At 72.6% G+C, this 18,610-nt stretch carries 19 protein-coding genes; 10 read left to right on the top strand and 9 right to left on the bottom strand.

Annotated elements, in window-relative coordinates; genetic code table 11:
- Positions 1 to 18 precede the first annotated feature (18 nt).
- A complete protein-coding gene (locus ACFYYW_RS29500) occupies positions 19 to 462 on the bottom strand; it encodes an NUDIX domain-containing protein (protein ID WP_387653207.1) in 444 nt (147 codons plus the stop codon).
- Between the two features lie 113 nt (positions 463 to 575).
- Between ACFYYW_RS29500 and ACFYYW_RS29495 the strand changes: the two genes are divergently transcribed.
- A complete protein-coding gene (locus tag ACFYYW_RS29495; RefSeq protein WP_387653205.1) occupies positions 576 to 2,153 on the top strand; it encodes an alkaline phosphatase family protein in 1,578 nt (525 codons plus the stop codon).
- 38 nt (positions 2,154 to 2,191) lie between these two features.
- On the opposite strand, the gene ACFYYW_RS29490 is transcribed toward ACFYYW_RS29495, so the two are convergent.
- Positions 2,192 to 2,662, bottom strand: a complete 471-nt coding sequence (locus tag ACFYYW_RS29490) for a TspO/MBR family protein (RefSeq protein WP_387653203.1) — start codon at positions 2,660 to 2,662, stop codon at positions 2,192 to 2,194.
- A 35-nt stretch (positions 2,663 to 2,697) separates the two neighbouring features.
- Positions 2,698 to 3,054, bottom strand: coding sequence for a helix-turn-helix domain-containing protein (locus tag ACFYYW_RS29485; protein ID WP_364414283.1), 357 nt, complete (start codon positions 3,052 to 3,054; stop codon positions 2,698 to 2,700).
- A gap of 32 nt (positions 3,055 to 3,086) precedes the next feature.
- Here ACFYYW_RS29485 and ACFYYW_RS29480 point away from each other — a divergent pair, with 32 nt between their 5' ends.
- Both ACFYYW_RS29480 and ACFYYW_RS29475 read left to right on the top strand, forming a co-directional pair.
- The gene (locus ACFYYW_RS29480; RefSeq protein ID WP_352322838.1) at positions 3,087 to 3,968 is read left to right on the top strand and encodes a TIGR03620 family F420-dependent LLM class oxidoreductase; all 882 of its coding nucleotides are present in this window, start codon (positions 3,087 to 3,089) and stop codon (positions 3,966 to 3,968) included.
- Between the two features lie 62 nt (positions 3,969 to 4,030).
- Positions 4,031 to 4,993: an SDR family NAD(P)-dependent oxidoreductase gene (locus ACFYYW_RS29475; protein WP_387653200.1), complete on the top strand. Its 963-nt coding sequence runs from the start codon at positions 4,031 to 4,033 to the stop codon at positions 4,991 to 4,993.
- Between the two features lie 3 nt (positions 4,994 to 4,996).
- On the opposite strand, the gene ACFYYW_RS29470 is transcribed toward ACFYYW_RS29475, so the two are convergent.
- Together ACFYYW_RS29470 and ACFYYW_RS29465 are read right to left on the bottom strand one after the other, a co-directional pair.
- Positions 4,997 to 5,599 (bottom strand): DUF47 domain-containing protein, encoded by a 603-nt coding sequence (locus tag ACFYYW_RS29470; protein ID WP_387653198.1) that lies wholly within the window; start codon positions 5,597 to 5,599, stop codon positions 4,997 to 4,999.
- Between the two features lie 26 nt (positions 5,600 to 5,625).
- Positions 5,626 to 6,576, bottom strand: coding sequence for an inorganic phosphate transporter (locus ACFYYW_RS29465; RefSeq protein WP_387653196.1), 951 nt, complete (start codon positions 6,574 to 6,576; stop codon positions 5,626 to 5,628).
- Between the two features lie 142 nt (positions 6,577 to 6,718).
- Here ACFYYW_RS29465 and ACFYYW_RS29460 point away from each other — a divergent pair, with 142 nt between their 5' ends.
- Genes ACFYYW_RS29460 through purU form a run of 4 tightly spaced genes read left to right on the top strand, consistent with a single transcriptional unit; the run spans position 6,719 to position 11,982 of the window.
- Positions 6,719 to 7,816, top strand: coding sequence for a pyridoxal-phosphate-dependent aminotransferase family protein (locus ACFYYW_RS29460; protein WP_387653194.1), 1,098 nt, complete (start codon positions 6,719 to 6,721; stop codon positions 7,814 to 7,816).
- A 7-nt stretch (positions 7,817 to 7,823) separates the two neighbouring features.
- Positions 7,824 to 8,747, top strand: coding sequence for a LysR family transcriptional regulator (locus tag ACFYYW_RS29455; RefSeq protein ID WP_352360491.1), 924 nt, complete (start codon positions 7,824 to 7,826; stop codon positions 8,745 to 8,747).
- Positions 8,744 to 11,131: an FAD-dependent oxidoreductase gene (locus ACFYYW_RS29450; RefSeq protein ID WP_387653192.1), complete on the top strand. Its 2,388-nt coding sequence runs from the start codon at positions 8,744 to 8,746 to the stop codon at positions 11,129 to 11,131. Before ACFYYW_RS29455 ends, ACFYYW_RS29450 begins: the two co-directional genes overlap by 4 nt.
- Positions 11,128 to 11,982: a formyltetrahydrofolate deformylase gene (purU, locus tag ACFYYW_RS29445; RefSeq protein WP_352322831.1), complete on the top strand. Its 855-nt coding sequence runs from the start codon at positions 11,128 to 11,130 to the stop codon at positions 11,980 to 11,982. Before ACFYYW_RS29450 ends, purU begins: the two co-directional genes overlap by 4 nt.
- Before the next feature lie 15 nt (positions 11,983 to 11,997).
- Here the strand turns inward: purU and ACFYYW_RS29440 are convergent, their stop codons facing one another.
- The 3 genes from ACFYYW_RS29440 to ACFYYW_RS29430 are packed head-to-tail and all read right to left on the bottom strand — an operon-like array spanning position 11,998 to position 15,213.
- Entirely contained in the window at positions 11,998 to 12,348 is a 351-nt protein-coding gene (locus ACFYYW_RS29440; protein WP_387653190.1) for a VOC family protein, read from the bottom strand.
- A complete protein-coding gene (locus tag ACFYYW_RS29435; RefSeq protein ID WP_387653188.1) occupies positions 12,345 to 13,145 on the bottom strand; it encodes a helix-turn-helix domain-containing protein in 801 nt (266 codons plus the stop codon). The genes ACFYYW_RS29440 and ACFYYW_RS29435 overlap by 4 nt, the downstream gene beginning before the upstream one ends.
- Positions 13,146 to 13,155: 10 nt before the next feature.
- The gene (locus ACFYYW_RS29430) at positions 13,156 to 15,213 is read right to left on the bottom strand and encodes a prolyl oligopeptidase family protein (protein ID WP_387653186.1); all 2,058 of its coding nucleotides are present in this window, start codon (positions 15,211 to 15,213) and stop codon (positions 13,156 to 13,158) included.
- 280 nt (positions 15,214 to 15,493) lie between these two features.
- Here ACFYYW_RS29430 and ACFYYW_RS29425 point away from each other — a divergent pair, with 280 nt between their 5' ends.
- The 3 genes from ACFYYW_RS29425 to ACFYYW_RS29415 are packed head-to-tail and all read left to right on the top strand — an operon-like array spanning position 15,494 to position 17,102.
- On the top strand, positions 15,494 to 16,003 hold the full coding sequence (locus tag ACFYYW_RS29425) for an HNH endonuclease (protein ID WP_352322827.1): 510 nt from the start codon (positions 15,494 to 15,496) through the stop codon (positions 16,001 to 16,003).
- 46 nt (positions 16,004 to 16,049) lie between these two features.
- On the top strand, positions 16,050 to 16,877 hold the full coding sequence (locus ACFYYW_RS29420) for a GNAT family N-acetyltransferase (RefSeq protein WP_387653183.1): 828 nt from the start codon (positions 16,050 to 16,052) through the stop codon (positions 16,875 to 16,877).
- 9 nt (positions 16,878 to 16,886) lie between these two features.
- Positions 16,887 to 17,102, top strand: a complete 216-nt coding sequence (locus ACFYYW_RS29415) for a zinc ribbon domain-containing protein (protein WP_364414263.1) — start codon at positions 16,887 to 16,889, stop codon at positions 17,100 to 17,102.
- Positions 17,103 to 18,110: 1,008 nt separating this feature from the next.
- On the opposite strand, the gene ACFYYW_RS29410 is transcribed toward ACFYYW_RS29415, so the two are convergent.
- The gene (locus tag ACFYYW_RS29410) at positions 18,111 to 18,608 is read right to left on the bottom strand and encodes a WYL domain-containing protein (RefSeq protein ID WP_357980526.1); all 498 of its coding nucleotides are present in this window, start codon (positions 18,606 to 18,608) and stop codon (positions 18,111 to 18,113) included.
- Positions 18,609 to 18,610 lie beyond the last annotated feature (2 nt).

Here is an 18,610-nt window from a genome sequence, read left to right as displayed (position 1 = left end):
GGTGGGTCAGCGGCGGGGTCAGCGGTGCGCGGCGGCGCGCAGGGCGGCCACCACGGCGGCCAGCTCCGGCGGCTCGACGCCGTCCGGCAGCTCCTCGGCCCAGGTGTGACCGCGGTAGACGCCGAGCTCCTCCGCGGTGAGCGCGGCGGGGGTCACCGGCGGGCGCGCCTGGTCGAAGGTGGCCAGGAAGAACGGCTCGGTCTTCACGTAGCGCACGCCCAGCCAGGAGAAGTCGCGCTCGACGTCCACGCGGTGCTCGCCGACGGCCGAGCCGGGCAGCCCGGTCTCCTCGGTCAGCTCGCGCCGGGCGGCCTCCAGCGGCGTCTCGCCCGGGTCGAGGCCGCCGCCCGGCGGTTCCCAGACGTCCGCGCCGCTGACCGGGTCGTACCAGTGCATGAGCAGGACGCGCCCGTCGCGGTCGAGGCAGACGACGCGGGCGGCGGGACGTTGGCTGCTGCCCATTTGGGCCCCCTTTTCCCTCTATGGCGTCCATCGGAAAGACGCTATTCACGCACCCGCCCGACGCTGGAGATCCTGCAGCCGGATCACCCCAGCACTCAGCGAGGAGTACGTCCATGCAACGATGGCGCATCCTGCCCGCGCTCGTGGCCGCGGCCGTGTCGGTCCCCGCGCCGGCGGCCCTGGCGAACCAGGCGGCCGATCCCGCACCCGCTCCCGAGGGCAAGGTGCTCAACGGCGCGACCGCCCTGGCCGCGCCCGTGCCCGTGCCCGACGTCCCGAACGGCATCAGCAGCGACAAGGTCCTGGTCATCGGCCTCGACGGGTTACGCCACGACCGCATCGCCCCCGCCGACGCCCCCAACCTCGACGCCCTGATCAGCGGCGGCACGTTCGGCACGAGCCTGCTCTACACCAGCCCGATGGCCGCCACCTCCAGCGGCCCCGGCTGGTCCACGATCGCCACCGGCGTCTGGCCCGACCTGCACGGCGTCAAGGACAACACCTTCGCCGGCAAGCACTACGACCGCTACCCCGACTTCCTGACCCGGCTGGAGAACACCGGCGCCGGCCACTCCACCTACGCCGCCCTCGACTGGAAGCCGCTCGCCGACCAGGGCACGTTCGGCCCCCGGATCGACGCCAGGGTGGTCCTGGACGGCGACGCCGACGGCTACCCGGCCGAGGACGAACGCCTCACCCAGGTCAGCGAGACCGTCCTGCGCACGAAGAACCCGGACGCCGCCTTCGTCTACCTGGGCGCGATCGACATCGCCGGGCACAACAGCGGCGCAGGCTCGGCCGCCTACCTGGCCGCGATCCACGACGCCGACGCCCGGATCGGCCGGCTGCTGGCCGCGGTCAGGGCCAGGCCGACGTACGCGGCCGAGCGCTGGACGGTGATCGTGGCCACCGACCACGGGCACACCGACGCGGGCGGGCACGGCGGGTCCTCGATCGAGGAGCGCCGCACGTTCGTCCTGGCCTCCGGGCCGGGCCTGGCCGCCGGGGCGCGGCCGGCCGACACGCGCCTGGTGGACGTGACGGCCGCGGTCTTCGCCGGGCTGGGCCTGGCCGTGCCGGACGGGATCGACGGGCGGCGCGTCGACACCAGGACCGGCGACCCGTTCGAGGGCGTCGCGCTGTCCGGCAGGAGCGACGAGAGCGGCGTCCCGGCCGGCGTGCTCGGCTACTCGCACACGCCGCCCGCGGGCTGGTCGGTGGACGCGTCCAGGATGCCGTCGGGGGGCGTCCAGGAGTGGCGCGGCTGGGCGTTCACCACGGACGAGTTCTGGTCGCGGACGGCCCGTGACCAGCAGCGGGAGCTGAACGTCCGGTCCAGGGGCACCTTCGCGGTGGCCGACTCCGACGAATGGGACGACAAGTCGCACGGGACCGGCCCGTTCGACTCGACGCTCGTCTCGCCCGCCTACACCGTGACCGGCCGGGCGTCCGTCACGCTCGCCTACGCCACCCACTACCGCGTGGACGGCGCGCAGAAGGCGCAGGTGCTCGTGTCGTTCGACGGCGGCGCGGACACGCTGGTCAAGAACTACACGGCCGACGCGATCGCCAGGAACGAGTCGCTGAAGGTGACCGTGCCGGCCGGGGCCAGGTCGATGAGGGTCAAGTTCCACTACTTCGACGCGACCAACAACTGGTACTGGGCGGTGGACGACCTGCGCGTCTCCTGACCACGCGGGCGGGGCCCCGCCTTCGGGCGGGGTTCCGGTCAGGGGTTGCGGGCGGCGATGGAGGCGTTGAGCGCGGTGGCGAAGGCCGTCCAGCCGACGTAGGGCAGCAGGGCCAGCCCGGCGCGGCGGTCGGCGCGCAGGAAGCGGCGCAGCAGCACGAGGTTGGCCGCGTCGAGCGCGACGATGTCGGCCAGCGCCAGGCGTGGGGAGCGGGCGCCGAAGAACAGCGGGGTCCAGGCGGCGTTGAGCGCGAGGTTGGCGCCCAGGGCGCGGGCCAGGCCGGCCCGGTCGTCGCCGCTGGTCAGCGCGCGGGCGCCGGCGTAGGCGATCAGGGCGTAGACCGGCGTCCAGACCAGGCCGAACGCCTGGCTGGGCGGCTGCCAGCGGGGCTTGCGCAGCCGGCGGTACCAGGCCGAGCCGGAGGAGGTGGCCAGGCTGCCGAGCGTGGCCGTGGCGGTGACCGCGGCCGTGGTGGCGAGGAGGTTGCGGGCGAACGGGCGCATCTGCATGGGCCTGCCCCTACCCGCCAGGGCCGCCGCATGCCCTAGGCGCCCTCCGGCTCCTCGACGACGAGGGCGAGCAGGCCGGGGAACCGTTCGTCGAACTCCGCGCGGCGCAGCCGGTTGAGCCGGCGGGCGCCTTCGTCGCGCTGCTCCAGCAGGCCGACCTGGCGCAGCACCCCGAAGTGGTGGCTGAGCGTGGACTTGGCCACCGGCAGGTGGGCGAACGTGCCGCAGGCGCGCGCCCAGTCGGGCTCCCCGGCCAGCTCGCGGACGATGCGGCGGCGGACCGGGTCGCCGAGCGCGTCGAGGGCGGCCTGCAGCGACACCTCGACGGGCGAGGTGTGGGTCAGGCCGCGTGTTCTGTTCGATGGTGGTCGAACATTGGTGTAGTGTTCCATCTCGATCGAACATTCTAGTCGAGGGAGCGGTCATGGAGACCGGGCACTTCGGGGTGTGGCATCCGCTGATCGGCAAGGCCCCCGCCGAGCAGGCGCGGCGCGCGGCGGCCGAGATCGAGCGGCTGGGCTACGGCTCCGTGTGGATCAACGAGGGCCGGCAGAGCAAGGAGCCGCTCACCACCGCGGCCGTCCTGCTGGCCGCCACCACCCGCGTCGCGGTCGCGACCGGCATCGCCAGCATCTGGGGCCGCGACGCGACGGGCATGACGGCGGGCGCGAAGACGCTGGCCGACGCCTTCCCCGGCCGTTTCGTGCTGGGCATCGGGGTCAGCCACGGCCCGCTGGTCGGCAGCCGCGGGCACGCCTACGACAAGCCGCTGAGCGCGATGCGCGCCTACCTCGACGGCATGGACGCCGCCGAGGAGGGCCTGCCCGAGGCGAGGGCGCCCCGGCTGCTGGCGGCGCTGCGGCCCCGGATGCTGGAGCTGTCCAGAGACCGGGCCGACGGGGCCCACACCTACTTCGTGCCGCCCGAGCACACCGAGCAGGCCCGCCGCGTCCTCGGCGCGAACCGGCTGCTGGTGCCCGAGCAGGCCGTGGTGCTGGAGACCGACCCGGCAAGGGCCCGCGAGATCGCCCGCGCCCACCTGGCCTACTACCTGACCCTGCCCAACTACCTGGGCAACCTGCGCGCCCTGGGCTTCACCGACGCCGACTTCGCGGGCGGCGGCAGCGACCGGCTGGCCGACGCCATCGTGGCCTGGGGCGACGAAGGGCAGGTCGCCGCGCGGCTGCGGGCCCACCTCGACGCGGGGGCCGACCACGTGGCCGTCCAGCCGCTGTCGCCGGGCGCCCCCGACCTCGACGACGCCCTGAGCCGGCTCCAGCGCCTGGCCCCGGCGCTCGGCCTCTGATCCGGGCGGTCCCGGCGGGTCGGTTTGACTTAGAGCGCACTTCAATTCGTAACGTCGGTCCCATGACAACGCCTCAGCACAGGATCGGTTCGGGTTTCGGCGCGAGAAGCACCGCGGACGAGGTGCTCAAGGGCATCGACCTCACCGGCAGGGTCGCGCTCGTCACCGGCGGCTACTCCGGCCTCGGCCTGCAGACCACCCGCGCGCTCAGCGAGGCCGGAGCCCAGGTCGTCGTCCCGGCCCGGCGTCGCGGCGCGGCCGAGGAGGCCCTGGCCGGCCTCGACCGCGTCGAGGTGGGCGAGCTCGACCTGGGCGACCTCGACAGCGTGCGGCGCTTCGCCGAGGAGTTCCTGGCCTCCGGCCGCGACCTGCACCTCGTGATCAACAACGCCGGCATCATGGCCTGTCCCGAGACGCGGGTCGGGCCGGGCTGGGAGGCCCAGTTCGCCACCAACCACCTCGGCCACTACGCGCTGGTCAACCGCCTGTGGCCGGCCGTCGAGCGCGGCGGCGGCCGGGTCGTGGCCGTCTCCTCAGCCGGCCACCGGCGCTCCGGCATGCGCTGGGACGACGTGATGTTCGAACGCGGCTACGACAAGTGGCAGGCCTACGGCCAGGCGAAGACCGCCAACGTGCTGTTCGCCGTGCACCTCGACGCCCTGGCCGAGGACGCGGGCGTGCGGGCGTTCGCGGTGCACCCCGGCGGCATCCTGACCCCGCTCCAGCGCCACCTGACCAAGCAGGAGATGGTCGAGGCGGGCTGGATCGACGAGCAGGGCAACCAGCTCAACACCAGCTTCAAGACCCCTGAGCAGGGCGCCGCCACCCAGGTGTGGGCGGCCACCTCCCCGCAGCTCGACGGCATGGGCGGCGTCTACTGCGAGGACTGCGACATCGCCGAGCCCGCCGACGGCTCCGGCGGCGGCGTGCACCCCCATGCCACCGACCCCGAGCAGGCCGCCCGCCTGTGGCGGCTGTCGGCCGAGCTGACCGGCGTCGACGCCTTCGCCGGGCGGACGGCCTGACGGTCAGCGTTTCATGGCGCCGTCGGCGATGGCGTCCGCCGCCTCGCCGATGGCCATGCCCACGATCTCCAGGCGGCGCACCAGCTCGCGCTGCTTGAGCGCGTCCGACGTGACCTCGCCGGAGAAGATCCGGGAGATCTCGTACTGATACATGCGCCGGATCGCGCCGCCGGCCTTCTTGGCCTCCAGGGCGTCCTGCACCACCGCCGAGGGCCGGGCGGCCAGCCCGCGCACGGCGCTCTCCAGGGCGTCGATGCCCACGATCACCTGGTCGAGCAGCGGCGTGAAGCGGATCTGGTCGGGCACCCGGTACAGGTGCGACTCGCGCACGAAGTCCCGCAGCGAGTCCAGCACGTCGTCGATCGAGCGCGACAGGCGGAACAGGTCCTCGGGGTCGATGGGCGTGACCAGCGCGGTCTTGAGCTCCTCGACCAGGCGGGCGCGCTCCTCGTCGCCGAGGTGCTCGATCGCGCGCATCCGCTCGTGGGCGCCGGTCCTGCCGACCTCGCCGCCGATCATGGCCATCGCCAGCCACGCGCCCTGCTTGGTGGCCTTGAGCTGGCCGAGCAGGGCGCCGGTGAGCGCGCCGTCCATGCGGCCGGTCATGAGGTCTCGGATCCGGCGCCACCGCTTCACCACGTCCCCCTCAGCCCCTTCAGGACGAACGCCGCCGTCGTGGCCAGCAGGCCGCTCAGCGGGAGCGTCAGCAGCCAGGCGACGACGATCTTGACGGCGGCGTACCAGCGGACCCGGCCGCCGCCCTGCGCGACCCCGGCGCCGACCAGCCCGCCGGCCACGGCCTGCGTCATGCTCACGGGCATACCCAGCGCGGCGCAGCCGAGCACGGCGGTGCCCGCGGCCAGTTCGGCGGCGACGCCGTGCGCGGGCCGGGAGACGATGATCTCGCGGCTGAGCGTACGGCCCGCCCTGGGCAGCCCGTAGAGCGCGCCGAGCCCGAACAGCACCGCCACCAGCGAGGTGCAGGCCAGGGGCGCGCCCTGGAAGCCGAGCGCGATCATGAAGACGGCCAGCATCTTCTGCCCGTCGTTGGCCGCGTAGGCGAGCGTCTGGAGCAGGAACCCGGCCCAGTGCCAGCGGGCCAGGCCGGGCGCGTCGGTCACCCGGACGAGCAGCCGGATGAGCAGCCACGACAGCAGCGCCCCCACGAACGGCGCGGCCAGCCCGAAGACCAGCACGAGCGCCACCGAGCCGCCCGACACCGGCAGCCCCCAGCCCAGCCCGGCCCCGGTGAGCCCGCCCACCACGGCCAGCGTGAGGCTGGTCGGCCGGCCCTTCGCGCTGAGCGTGAACACCACCGCCAGCGCGCAGAGCACGGCCACCGTCATCGCGGCCTGGCCGCCGGGGGCGTGGAAGCCCGCCAGCCGGTTCACGAACGTCAGCGCCACCTGGTGGGTGACCAGCGGGACCACCGTGACGAGCAGCACCAGCGCGAGGATGCCGACGGCCGGCCTGATCACCGGCAGCTTGAGCCCGGTCGCCAGCAGCGCCCCGCCGTCGTTGATCCCGGACACGACGGCGAACAGCCCCGCGACCCCGATCAGTACGACGGTCCCCAACGGCACGTGTCCCATCCCAGTCGGCGCTGCTCGGCACGGACAAGCGCGATTCCCTTATGGCCCTCATAGGGGAAAGGCGGCTGCCCCTGCGGCGCCACCCCGGATAGCGTCCGTAATGCCGGATAACTACCCAAGATCGAGTGGATTGATGGACGAAGAACTCATTCTGTTGAATCCCGGGCCCGCATGTACGTCGAAGCGGGTCAAGGACGCCCTGCTTCGCGGCGACCTCTGCCACCGCGAGCCCGAGTTCACGGAGTTGCTGTTCAGGATCCGCGAGGCCCTGCCCCGGTGCCTGAACCTCGGCGGCACGCACGAGGCTCTGCTGGTCACCGGGTCGGGAACCGCGGCCATGGAGATGGCGGTCATCAGCTCCGTCCGCGCGGGACGCGGCGTGCTCGTGGTGAACAACGGCGTCTACGGCGACCGGATGATCAAGATTGCCAAGGCGCACGGCATCCCGTTCCACGAGGTCAGGAGCGACTGGACGGTCCCGGCCGACCCCGAGGCCGTCCGGGCGGCCCTCGCCGGGCGCGACGACGTGGACGCCGTGGTCTGCGTGCACCACGAGACCACGACCGGCCTGATCAACCCGATCAAGGAGATCGGCGAGGTGGTGGCCGAGCACGGCGCGCTGTTCGTGATCGACGCGATCAGCGGCACCGCGATCGAGGACCAGGACCTGGCGCAGGTCAGGGCGGACGTCGTCTGCGGCACCGCCAACAAGGGCCTGCACGGGCTGCCCGGCATGTCGTTCATCCTGTGCAGCGAGGCCGCGATCGAGCGGATCCAGCAGGCGCCCGCGCGCAGCCTCTACCTCAACGCCGCCAGCTACCTGGCCGGTCAGCGCAAGGGCGACGTGCCGTTCACCCCGGCCGTGCAGGTCTGCTACTCCCTGGACGAGGCGATCAAGGAGTACGAGGAGGCGGGCGGCTTCGCGGCGCGGACCCGGCTGTACCGCGAGCGGGCGGCCCTCGTCCGCGGGCAGTTCGCCCGGCTCGGCCTCAAAATCCTCGTTGATGAACAATTCAGGTCAAACACCGTAACAATGCTTCATCTGCCCGAAAACGTAACTTATGCGGCGCTTCACGATGAGCTCAAAAAGCGCGGTTACGTTATCTACGCCGGTCAGGGGCAACTTTCTGCGGACTTCTTCAGGATCTGCACGATGGGCGAGATCCCCTGGCACCGGCTGGAACAGCTCGAGGACGCGCTCCGAGAGTCGATCGAGGCAGCTAGGGGTTAACGGCGACATGCAGCTCAACCTGCACCGGCTCTGGATCTTCATGACGGTCGTGGAGTGCGGCGGCTTCTCGGCCGCCGCGCAGAAGCTCTACCTCAGCCAGCCGTCCGTGTCACACCAGGTCAGGCAGCTTGAGCAGGCGCTGCGCGCCACGCTGATCGACCGCAGCGGCGCCCGCATCAGGCTCACCCCCGAGGGCGAGGTGATGCTGGAGTACGCCAGGCGGGTCTTCCTGCTGGCCGACGAGGCCGTGGCCGCCATCCGGCAGGTCTCCGGGCTGCAGACCGGCAAGCTGGTCGCGGGAGGCACCACCACCGTCGGCACGTACCTCCTGCCGCCGTTGCTGGCCGCCTTCCGCGACCGTCATCCGGGCATCGAGCTCGGCATCCAGGTCGGCAACGGCCAGCGGGTCGAGCGCGGCCTGGTGGACGGCGAGATCGGCGTCGCGGTGCTGGCCGGCGAGCCCGGCGCGGCGCAGCTCGTCAGCGAGCCGATCCTGGAGGACCGGCTCGTCGTCATCACCCAGCCGGGCCACCGGCTGTCCAGCAAGGGCCGCGCCGAGCCGGCCGACCTGACGGGCGAGTTCTTCCTCATCCGCGAGCCCGGCTCCTCCACCCGCGAGCTGCAGGAGCAGGCGCTGGAGACGTGGGGGCTCGAAGAGGCCGGCCGCAGCGAGATCTGGGGCCCGGAGACGATCAAACAGGCGGTCGCCGCGGGGCTCGGCGTCTCGCTGGTGTCCGAGCACTGCGTCGAGCAGGAGCTCGCCGACGGGCGGCTGGCGGCCCTGGAGGTGCTGCCCGCGCCCAAGCCGCGCCCCATCGTGCTGGCCCACCGCCGCGACCGGCTGCTGGGGCCCGCCGAGCAGGCGTTCATCGCCATGCTGCGCAACGTCCGCAGCTGGCCGGGGATCAATCGCTTGAGGAGCATCTCGTGACATCCCTGCCCTCCCGGGCACAGGTCGTGATCATCGGCGGCGGCATCGCGGGCTGCAGCGTGGCCTACCACCTGGCCCAGCTGGGCTGGACCGACGTCGTGCTGCTCGAACAGGGGCAGCTCTCCTGCGGCACCACCTGGCACGCCGCCGGGCTCGTCGGCCAGCTCCGCAGCACCGAGAGCATGACCAGGCTGATCAAGTACAGCACCGACCTGTACGCCCGCCTGGAGGCCGAGACCGGCTTCGGCACCGGCTGGAAGCAGTGCGGCAGCCTCAGCGTGGCCCGCACCCCCGAACGCATGATCCAGCTGCGGCGCACCGCGGCCGCCGCCCGGAACTACGGCGTCCAGGCCGAGGTGGTCAGCGCGCGCGAGGCGGGCGAGCTGTGGCCGGTCATGCGCACCGACGACCTGGTGGGCGGCGTCTGGCTGCCCGGCGACGGCAAGGCCAACCCGTCGGACCTCACGCAGGCGCTGGCCCGGGGCGCGCAGCGGCACGGCGTCCAGGTGATCGAGCGGGTCCGCGTCACCGGCGTCACCGTGCGCGACGGCGCCGTGCGCGGCGTGCACACCTCCGAGGGCCACATCGAGACCGAGGTGCTGGTCAACTGCGCCGGGCAGTGGGCCAAGGAGGTCGGCAGGATGGCCGGCGCGACCGTCCCGCTGCACTCGGCCGAGCACTACTACGTGGTCACCGAACGTATCCCCGGCGTGCGCCCCGACCTGCCCGTGCTGCGCGACCCCGACGGCTACGCCTACCTCAAGGAGGAGGTCGGCGGCCTGGTCGTGGGCGGCTTCGAGCCGGACGCCAAACCCTGGGGCATGGACGGCATCCCCCACCCCTTCGAGTTCCAGCTCCTGGAGGAGGACTGGGACCAGTTCGCGATCATCATGGAGAACGCGATCCGGCGCGTCCCGGCGTTGGAGAGCGCCGGGGTCAGGATGTTCTACAACGGGCCGGAGAGCTTCACGCCCGACAACATGTTCCTGCTGGGGGAGACCCCCGAGGTGCGCGGCCTGTTCGTCGCCGCCGGGTTCAACTCGGCCGGCATCGCCTCGGCGGGCGGCGCCGGCCGCGCGCTGGCCGAGTGGATCGTGAACGGCGAGCCGACCGGCGACCTGTGGCCCGCCGACATCCGGCGCTTCGCCCGCTGGGCCGGCAACGACACCTGGCTGCGCGACCGGGTCACCGAGACGCTGGGGCTGCACTACGCGATGTCCTGGCCGGACCGGGAACTGGAGACCGCCCGGCCGCTGCGCCGCTCGCCGGTGCACCACCTGCTGGCGCAGGCCGGTGCGCGCTTCGGGTCGAAGATGGGCTGGGAGCGGGTCAACTACTTCGGGCCCGCCACGCCGTCCACGTTCGGGCGGCCGGGATGGCAGCCGTACGTGGACGCCGAGGTGGCGGCCTGCCGGAACGCGGCGGCGCTGTTCGACCAGACGGCCTTCTCCACGTTCGTCCTCAAGGGCCCCGAGGCCATGGAGGCGTTGCAGTGGCTGTGCACCGCCGACGTGGACGTCGAGCCCGGCCGGGTCGTCTACACCGGCCTGCTCAACGACCGGGGCGGCTACGAGTCGGACCTGACGGTGACACGCGTGGCCCGCGACGAGTACCTGATCGTGACCGGCTCGGCCCAGACCACCAGGGACTTCGACCACATCTCCAAGGGCCTCGGCGACCGGCGGGCGGCCCTGGTGGACGTCACCGGCGCGTACGCGGTCTTCGGCGTGATGGGCCCCTCGTCCAGGACGATCCTGCAGTCGGTGTCCAAGTCCGACTTCTCCGCCTTCGACTTCGGCACGTCCCGCCTGGTCGACCTCGGCCACGCCACCGTGCGTGCCACCCGCGTCACGTACGTGGGCGAGCTGGGCTGGGAGTTGTACGTGCCCGCCGAGTTCGCCGTCACCGTGCACGAGACGCTCATGGGCGCCGGCGGGCTGACCCAGGCCGGTCACTACGCCATCGAGGCCATGCGCATCGAGAAGGGCTACCGCGCCTGGGGCCGCGAGCTGGGCCCCGAGGTCACCCCCGCCGCCGCCGGGCTGCGTTTCACCTGCAAGAAGGGCGGCGGCTACCGGGGAGCGCGGCACGCTCTGGAGACGCCGTCGCGCAGGGTAGTCTCGATCGTGCTGGACGACCCCGCCGCACACCTGTGGGGCGGCGAGTCCCTGCTGTCCGACGGCGTCCCGGTGGGCTACGTCACCTCGGCGGCCCACAGCCCCACCCTCGGCAGGTCCGTGGCGCTGGGCTTCGTCACCGAGGTCTCGCAGGAAGGCGGCGTCACGCTGGAGAAGGTGGAGGTCGACGTGGCCGGCGACCTGTACTCTGCCCAGGTCAGCCTGAAGGCGCCCTACGATCCCACGTCCGCGAGAGTGAAGGCATGAGCAGCCACGCCGAGTACATCCTGACCCTGTCCTGCCCCGACCGCCCCGGCGTGGTGGCCGCCGTCTCCGGCCTGCTGGCGGCGCACGGGTGCAACATCATCGAGAGCCAGCAGTTCGGCGACCGGGTCGCCCAGCGGTTCTTCATGCGCGTGCAGTTCTCCGGCCCGCTCGGCGAGGACGAGCTGGGCGCCGCCTTCGCCGCCCTGGCCCCCGACTTCGCCATGGAGTTCAGGCTGCGCGACGTGGCCAGGAAGCCGCGCGTGCTGATCATGGTCAGCCGGTTCGACCACTGCCTCAACGACCTGCTCTACCGGGTCAGGTCGAAGACGCTCGGCATCGAGGTCGTCGCGGTCGCCTCCAACCACCCCGATCTGCGTCCGCTCACGCAGTCGTACGGCATCGACTACCACCACCTGCCGATCACGCCCGAGACCAAGCCGAGGCAGGAGGCCGAGGTGCTGGCGCTGGTCGAGCACTACCAGGTCGACCTGGTGGTGCTGGCCCGCTACATGCAGGTGCTGTCGGAGGACCTGTGCGAGAAGCTGGCCGGGCGGGCGATCAACATCCACCACTCGTTCCTGCCGTCGTTCAAGGGCGCCAAGCCCTACCACCAGGCCCACAACCGGGGCGTCAAGCTCATCGGCGCCACCGCCCACTACGTGACCTCCGACCTCGACGAGGGGCCGATCATCGAGCAGGAGGTCGCCCGGGTCAACCACAGCCACTCGCCGGACGACCTCGTGCGCATCGGGCGCGACGTGGAGTGCGTGGCGCTGGCCCGCGCGGTCCAGTGGCACGCCGAGCAGCGCGTCCTGCTCGACGGCCACAAGACCGTCGTCTTCCCCCGCTGACCCCTTTCCGAGGGGTTACGGGCGGTAGGTCCCGAAGAACCAGGAGTTGCCTTCGGGGTCCTTGCAGGCGTACTCGCGCGAGCCGTACGGCTGGTCGGTGAGCTGCATGGTGATCACGGCCCCCGCGGCTCTGGCGCGATCGTGATGGGCGTCGACGTCGTCGACCGCGATGTAGACGCCGGGCCCGCCCGGCTTCCCCCGGCCGATCATGATCAGATCGTCCTCGACGAACAGCTCGGCGTGCTCGACGACCCCGGACTCGTCCTTCGACGACTCGTGCACCCGGAACCCGAACGCCGCGGTCAGGAAGTCGAGGGCCGCCTGCGGGTGCTCGTAGCGGGCCAGTGCGTAGACAGTGCGTTTCATGGCTCCAGCATGCGCGGCGGCCCGCCCGCCGGTCTTGGACGAATCTGACCGGGCGTGGTGCCGCCGAGCGTCCGGAACTCGCGGTTGAGATGGGCCTGGTCGTAGAAGCCGCACTCGGCCGCGACCGCGGCGATCGGGTGGCCGGAGCGCAGCAGCCGCGCCGCCCGGCCGAACCTGATCACCCGGGCCGCCGTCTTGGGGGCCAGCCCGACCTGGTCGTGGAAGCGGGCGACCAGATGCCGGTGGCTCCAGCCCAGCGACGCGGCCAGCGACGACACGCCGAGCCGCCCGCCCGACTCCAGCAGCCGCGCCCACGCCCACGGCAGCTCGGGACCCACCCGCGGCCCGGCCAGGATGCGCTCGGTCAGCAGCCGGTCGGTCAGGGCCAGCCGCTCCCGCCACGACGGCGTCGCGGCCAGCCGGTCGAGCAGCTCCCCGGCCCAGGGCCCGAGCACCGTCTCCACCGGGACCACCCGGCTCGTCAGGTGGCGCATCGGCAGCCCGTACAGCCGCCGCGCCCCGAACGGCGTGAGCACCACCTGCACGCCCTCGCACGGCCCGGTGACGCGGGTGACCGCGAACCGGTCGGCGAGCCCGCCCGCGAACGCCCTGACCCGCTGCCCGTACGCCTCCATCGGCGCGCCGACGCCCAGGATGAGCACCGCCCCGGGAAGGGCGGCCTCGGCGCGCGTGACGGGCGCCGGATAGTGCTCGCTGTAGGCGCAGAGCCGGGTGACGTACGGCCGCAGCCCAGCGCTGGGGACGGCCTCGACGATGGCCGGCCCCAGGCTGCTCATGCCTGCGACACTACAGACCGGTGTGCCGGGCGAGGAAGGTCAGCGTGTCGGCCGACAGGTCGACCGTCCGGCTCACCGAGCGGGCGCCGTGGCCCACCTCGGCCTCGTTGCGCAGCAGCACCGGCCGCCCGGCCGTGGAGGCGTGCTGCAACGCCGCGCACATCTTCCAGGCGTGCAGCGGGTGCACCCGCGTGTCGGACTGGAAGACGGTGAACAACGTCGCCGGGTAGGCCACCGACTCCTCGACCCGGTGGTAGGGCGAATACCCCCACAACCAGCCGAACTGCTCGGGGTCGTCGGCGCTGCCGTACTCGACGTTCCAGGTCGCGCCGAGGCCGAACTTCTCGTACCTGATCATGTCGAGCAGCGGCGCCGAGCAGACCACGGCCGCGTACAGGTCGGGGCGCTGCGTCAGCGCGGCGCCGACCAGCAGGCCGCCGTTGGAGCCGCCGGAGATGCCGAGCTGCTCGCGGGTGGTGACGCCGGTCTCGATGAGGTGTTCGGCCGCGGCGTGGAAGTCGTCGAACACGTTCTGCTTGTTGGCCAGCATGCCCGCGCGGTGCCAGTCCTCGCCCTCCTCGCCGCCGCCGCGCAGGTTGGCGATGGCGTAGACGCCGCCCGCCTCGACCCAGGCCAGGATCGAGGCCGAGTAGCCGGGGGTCATCGACAGGCCGAAGCCGCCGTAGCCGTACAGGATGGTGGGCCGGGGGCTGGGCCGCTCGTCGGCGGGGGAGATGATCAGCATCCGGACGTCGGTGCCGTCCTTGGACCGGTACACCACCTGCGACGTGCGCACCGGCGGCACCTCGACCGCGCCCGGCGAGGCGGCCCACAGCGTGGTCTCGCCGGTGCGGGCGTCGTAGCGCTGGATCGTCGGCGGCGTGGTGTTGTCGGTGTAGCCGAACCACGCCTCGAAGCCGCCCTCGGGACGCTCGGAGATGCCGCCGATCGTGCCCAGCCCCGGCGTCGGCACCGAGCCGACCCGCTCGCCGGTCGCCAGGTCGTGGACGGTGATCTCGCTGATCGCGTGGCGGGTCCAGCCCACCAGCATGACCGGGCGCTCCAGGTCGTCGAGGATCGCGAAGTCGGACAGCACCGCCTCGGGGTCCTCGGGGATCAGGTCGCGCCAGGTCTCGTAGCCGGGGTCGGCCGGGTCGGTCACGCACACCCGGCCGCGAGGGGCGTCCCTGTCGGTGTGGACGTAGAGCCGGCCGTCGCGGCCGAACACCAGGGCGGTCTGCGCGTCGACGCCCTCCTGCACGACCTTCAGGTCGGGGGCGTCGGCGGGCGAGGCGGTCAGGTCGGCCACCCACAGGTCGTTGCGCGGCGCGGTGCCCTCGTGCGCCGAGACCTGGAGCCAGTGGCCGTCGCGCGAGACGGAGACGCCGTAGTAGTTGGTCATCTTCAGCCCCTGGCCGAAGATCATCACGTCGTCCTCGGTCGAGGTGCCGACGCGGTGGAGGTAGACGCGGCGGTGGAACTGCGCCTCGTTCTCCGGCACCTCGGTGCGCGGCAGCCTGCGCACGTAGTAGAACGCCTCACCGCCGGGCAGCCAGGCGATGGGGGAGTAGCGGCAGCGGTCGATCGGGCCCTCGACGCGCATCCCGGTGGCGACGTCGAGGACGTAGAGGACCGACTCCTCGTCACCGCCCACCGAGATCTGGTACGCCAGCAGCCGCCCTTCCTTGTCGGGCTGCACGGCGTCGAGCGTGGTGAGACCGGACGGGTCGATCTCCATCGGGTCGATCAGCGCCCGCTCGGTGCCGTCGGCCTCGACCACGTAGTAGACCGCGTGCTCCTGGTCGGGCGTGCGGCGGGAGAAGAACCGGCGCTCCCCGCGCCAGGCCGGAGCCCCCACCGAGCCGGACCGCAGCAGCTCGGCGATGCGGTCCTTGAACCGCTGCTCGCCACGACTGGCGTTGAACAGCTCGGCCTGCGCGAGCAGCCACTCCTTGGTGTCCGGGCTGTCAGGGTCCTCCAGCCACCGGTACGGGTCGGGGACGGGCGTTTCGTGCAGGATGTCGACGACGTCTTCGCGGCGTGCCGTCGGATAAGGCTCTCGCGTCATGCCAGGAACCCTACTGCCAAGGTGGGGGCGTAAAGCGCTGGTGAAGCGGGCATAAAACGTAACGTGTGTCCCTCTGGTCATTCCGGCTTGAAGATTATGGGGTGGCGGGGACGCTACGGCTAACGCCAGACTTGGTGACAGGACGGTGCCGTGGTGACCATCCGCTGGACCGTCCGGCGGAGGTCCATGTGACGGAAGCAACAGTGCCCCAGGAGGGGCCGACAGGCGGGACATGCCACGGCATGTCCCCTTTGATACCCGCGCGGCAGGGAGAGGCCCGATGACGCGCCAGGTCCTGCTGCTCAACGCCACCTACGAGCCGCTCACCACGCTCTCGCTCCACCGGGCCATCGTGCTGGTGCTGCGGGAGAAGGCCGACGTCGTGCACCGCGACGGGCGGGGCGCCCAGCTCCGCTCGGCGAGTTGCACCCTCGACGTGCCTTCGGTGATCAGGCTCCGCAGATACGTCCGCATCCCCTACCGGTCCCGGATCCCGTTGACCAGGGCCGCCCTCATGCGGCGCGACGACTACCGCTGCGCCTACTGCGGGCAGCGGGCCGAGACCATCGACCACGTCATCCCGAGATCGCGCGGCGGCACCCACACGTGGGAGAACTGCGTCGCCTCGTGCACGACCTGCAACCACCGCAAGGCCGACAAATACCTGGAGGAGCTGGGATGGACGCTGCGCGTGCTCCCGGCGGTGCCGAGGGGCGCCCACTGGCGGCTCATCGGCGCCTCGCTCGTCGGCGATCCTCAATGGGCGCCCTACCTGGAGGCGGCGGCCTGACAATCCCTTTTGAAGCCGGAGGCCGCCGCCTGCCACCATGACGGGTATGTGGACCTTCACCTCCGATCCGGAGGAATTCGCCGCGGTCGCCGAGCCGTACCTGCTCGGCGACCCGGTCGGCAACACGGTTCCGCTGACCGTCCTCGCCAACCTGCGCGCCGGCCATCCCGCCCACGGCGCCTTCTTCGCCTGGTGGACCGCCGGGGGCCAGGTGCGCGCCGCCGCCTTCCGCACGCCGCCCGCCCCCCTGAGCCTCACGCGCATGCCCGCCGAGGCCGTCGCCCCGCTGGTCGAGGCGCTCGGCGGCGACGTGCCCATGGTCGTGGGGCCGGTCGAGGTGACGTCCGAGGTCGTCCGGCTGCTCGGCGAGCCCGACCGGACGGTGTCCGAACGGCTCTACCGTCTCGGCGCACTCGCCGTCCCGTCCGTGCCCGGCCGCGGCCGGCTCGCCGGGCCCGGCGACTTCCCGCTGATGGTGAGCTGGTACCAGGCGTTCGGCGCCGAGGTCGGCCTCGGCGAGGCGCACGACGTCGCCGAGCGCGTCGCCCAGCGGGTGGCCGGGCGCGAGCTGTTCGTGTGGGAGGCCGAGGGCGTGCCGGTCTCGGTGGCCGGGCTCGGCCGGGCGGCCGGCGGCGTGTGCCGCGTCGGACCGGTCTACACGCCGCCGTCGTGCCGCAGGAAGGGCTACGGCGCCGCGGTCACCGCCCACGCCAGCGAAGTGGCGCTGGCCGAGCGGTGCGAGCAGGTCGTGCTCTTCACCGACCTGGACAACCCGACCAGCAACGCCATCTACCGGTCGATCGGCTACGAGCCCGTCTCCGACCATGCGCACCTGACCTACGCCGGCTCCCGCTCACCGGCCACAGCGGGTTAGGCTTACCGCATGCCGCGTTACGACTTCCGCTGCCGCGCCTGCGGCTCCACGTTCGAGGTCTCCCGCCCCATGTCGGCCTCAGACGAGCCGGCGACCTGCCCGCAGGGCCACGGCGACACGGTCAAGCTGCTGTCCACCGTCTCCATGACCGGTGGCGCCGCCGCTCCCCGTCCGGCCGGTGGCGGCGGTGGCGGCTGCTGCGGCGGAGGTTGCTGCTCCTCGTGACCGGCGGGCCCGGGTGAACGCCTCCACGGCGAGCCGGGCCGCCCGTTCCACGGTCGCCACGCCCGTCGCCATGTCCGGGCTGCGCTCCGACAACACGGCGATGAGCAGTTCGTGCCCGTTCAGTACGATCCGGCCCACGCTGTTGACCGTCCACCGGCCGTCGTGCGCGTCCACCGGCAGCCAGCCGTTCTTGAGCGCCACCTCGCCGCCGGCGGCGCTGACGCCCCACGCCTGCGACCGGTCCACCGACGACATGAGCCCCAGCGCCCAGCGGCGGCTCGCGGCCGGCACCGGCCCGGCGGGGTCGGTGAGCCGCTCCAGCACCCGCACCTGGTCCGACGGGTGGCTGAGGGTCATGCCCCACGACAGGCCCGCGCCCGGCCTGGTGTCGCGCACCTCCAGCGCGCCCAGGACCCGGGTGAGCCCCTCCTGGCCGCCGACCGTCATGTACAGCTCGTGCGCGCTCTCGTTGTGGCTCTGGCGGATCATCCGGGAGGCGAGCCTGCGTTCGTACGCGCCGAGCCGCCGGTGCTCGCTCTGCCTGAGCAGCAGCAGGGCGAGCAGGATGTCCACCTTGGCCACGCTGGCCAGCACGAACGGCCTGCCCTCGGCGTAGGAGTACCGCACGCCCGTCGCGCGGTCGTACACCGACAGCGCCACCCGCCCCGGACGGGCCCGCAGCTGACGTTCCAGCGCCCGGTCGAGCGCCCGCCGCGTGGCCGGCGGCAACAGGCGTTCCACGGCCACCGCCTGGCGGTGCGCCACGATCGGGAGCGGAGCCGGACGCGGGCCCGCCGCGCAGGCGGACACGACGGGCACGACGACGGGCAGCAGGGCGGCGATGAGCGAGATCCCCCGGACGCGCATGTGCGCGAGCCTGTCACGCCCCGCACCAACGCCCGGGGGCCCGGGGGTCAAGCTTGCGGCAGGTTACGCCGCAGTGCTCTGCCCGCGGCTCACGCCGCGGTGGTTTCTTCGCGGCTCACGCCGCGGTGGTTTCTTCGCGGCTCACGCCGCGGTGGTCCGCCGGCGGCGGCGCTGGAAGGGCAGGAACCGGTCGGCCAGGTGCGGCCGCGACGGGGTCAGGGTGGGTTCGACCGCGATGATGCGGTCGAACCGGAACGCCCTGATGGCCCGCCGCATCCGGCACACGCCGACCAGGTACCAGTATTCGCGGTGGACCAGGCAGGTCACCGGCTCGACGTCGCGGGAGGTGACGGCCCCCGAGGCGTCGCGGTAGTGGAGGCGGATCATGAGGCGGCTGGTGATGGCGTCGGCGATGAGCCTGGCCCTGGAGGCGGTCTCCACGGGCAGCGGCTCGGTCAGGGTCGCGAGCGTGGTCGCGATGACGTCGTCGTCGAGCTCCAGGTGCTCGAGCGCGTGTTGCAGGCCGCGCCGTGCGGCGACGGCCTGCGGGCCCGCTCCGAGGTGAGCGAGGGAGAGGGCGATGGCGGCGATCTCGGCGGTCGTCAGCGGGCGAGTCTCGTCCTTCACGACTGTCGTCATAC

Origin of the sequence: Nonomuraea sp. NPDC001831 (assembly GCF_042892035.1) — a bacterium.
Taxonomy (GTDB): domain Bacteria; phylum Actinomycetota; class Actinomycetes; order Streptosporangiales; family Streptosporangiaceae; genus Nonomuraea.
Note: the sequence above shows the minus strand (reverse complement) of the source record. Positions and strands in the feature narration are given on the sequence as shown.

Bases quoted from the DNA above. Each gene is read 5' to 3' on its own strand.
- ACFYYW_RS29435 (WP_387653188.1), bottom strand. From the start codon at position 13,145: ATGAGCAGCCTGGGGCCGGCCATCGTCGAGGCCGTCCCCAGCGCTGGG.
- ACFYYW_RS29460 (WP_387653194.1), top strand. From the start codon at position 6,719: ATGGACGAAGAACTCATTCTGTTGAATCCCGGGCCCGCATGTACGTCG.
- ACFYYW_RS29430 (WP_387653186.1), bottom strand. From the start codon at position 15,213: ATGACGCGAGAGCCTTATCCGACGGCACGCCGCGAAGACGTCGTCGAC.
- ACFYYW_RS29485 (WP_364414283.1), bottom strand. From the start codon at position 3,054: ATGGAACACTACACCAATGTTCGACCACCATCGAACAGAACACGCGGC.
- ACFYYW_RS29420 (WP_387653183.1), top strand. From the start codon at position 16,050: ATGTGGACCTTCACCTCCGATCCGGAGGAATTCGCCGCGGTCGCCGAG.
- ACFYYW_RS29410 (WP_357980526.1), bottom strand. From the start codon at position 18,608: ATGACGACAGTCGTGAAGGACGAGACTCGCCCGCTGACGACCGCCGAG.
- ACFYYW_RS29440 (WP_387653190.1), bottom strand. From the start codon at position 12,348: ATGAAACGCACTGTCTACGCACTGGCCCGCTACGAGCACCCGCAGGCG.
- ACFYYW_RS29415 (WP_364414263.1), top strand. From the start codon at position 16,887: ATGCCGCGTTACGACTTCCGCTGCCGCGCCTGCGGCTCCACGTTCGAG.
- ACFYYW_RS29490 (WP_387653203.1), bottom strand. From the start codon at position 2,662: ATGCAGATGCGCCCGTTCGCCCGCAACCTCCTCGCCACCACGGCCGCG.
- ACFYYW_RS29500 (WP_387653207.1), bottom strand. From the start codon at position 462: ATGGGCAGCAGCCAACGTCCCGCCGCCCGCGTCGTCTGCCTCGACCGC.
- ACFYYW_RS29425 (WP_352322827.1), top strand. From the start codon at position 15,494: ATGACGCGCCAGGTCCTGCTGCTCAACGCCACCTACGAGCCGCTCACC.
- ACFYYW_RS29495 (WP_387653205.1), top strand. From the start codon at position 576: ATGCAACGATGGCGCATCCTGCCCGCGCTCGTGGCCGCGGCCGTGTCG.
- ACFYYW_RS29480 (WP_352322838.1), top strand. From the start codon at position 3,087: ATGGAGACCGGGCACTTCGGGGTGTGGCATCCGCTGATCGGCAAGGCC.
- ACFYYW_RS29475 (WP_387653200.1), top strand. From the start codon at position 4,031: ATGACAACGCCTCAGCACAGGATCGGTTCGGGTTTCGGCGCGAGAAGC.
- purU (WP_352322831.1), top strand. From the start codon at position 11,128: ATGAGCAGCCACGCCGAGTACATCCTGACCCTGTCCTGCCCCGACCGC.
- ACFYYW_RS29455 (WP_352360491.1), top strand. From the start codon at position 7,824: ATGCAGCTCAACCTGCACCGGCTCTGGATCTTCATGACGGTCGTGGAG.
- ACFYYW_RS29470 (WP_387653198.1), bottom strand. From the start codon at position 5,599: ATGACCGGCCGCATGGACGGCGCGCTCACCGGCGCCCTGCTCGGCCAG.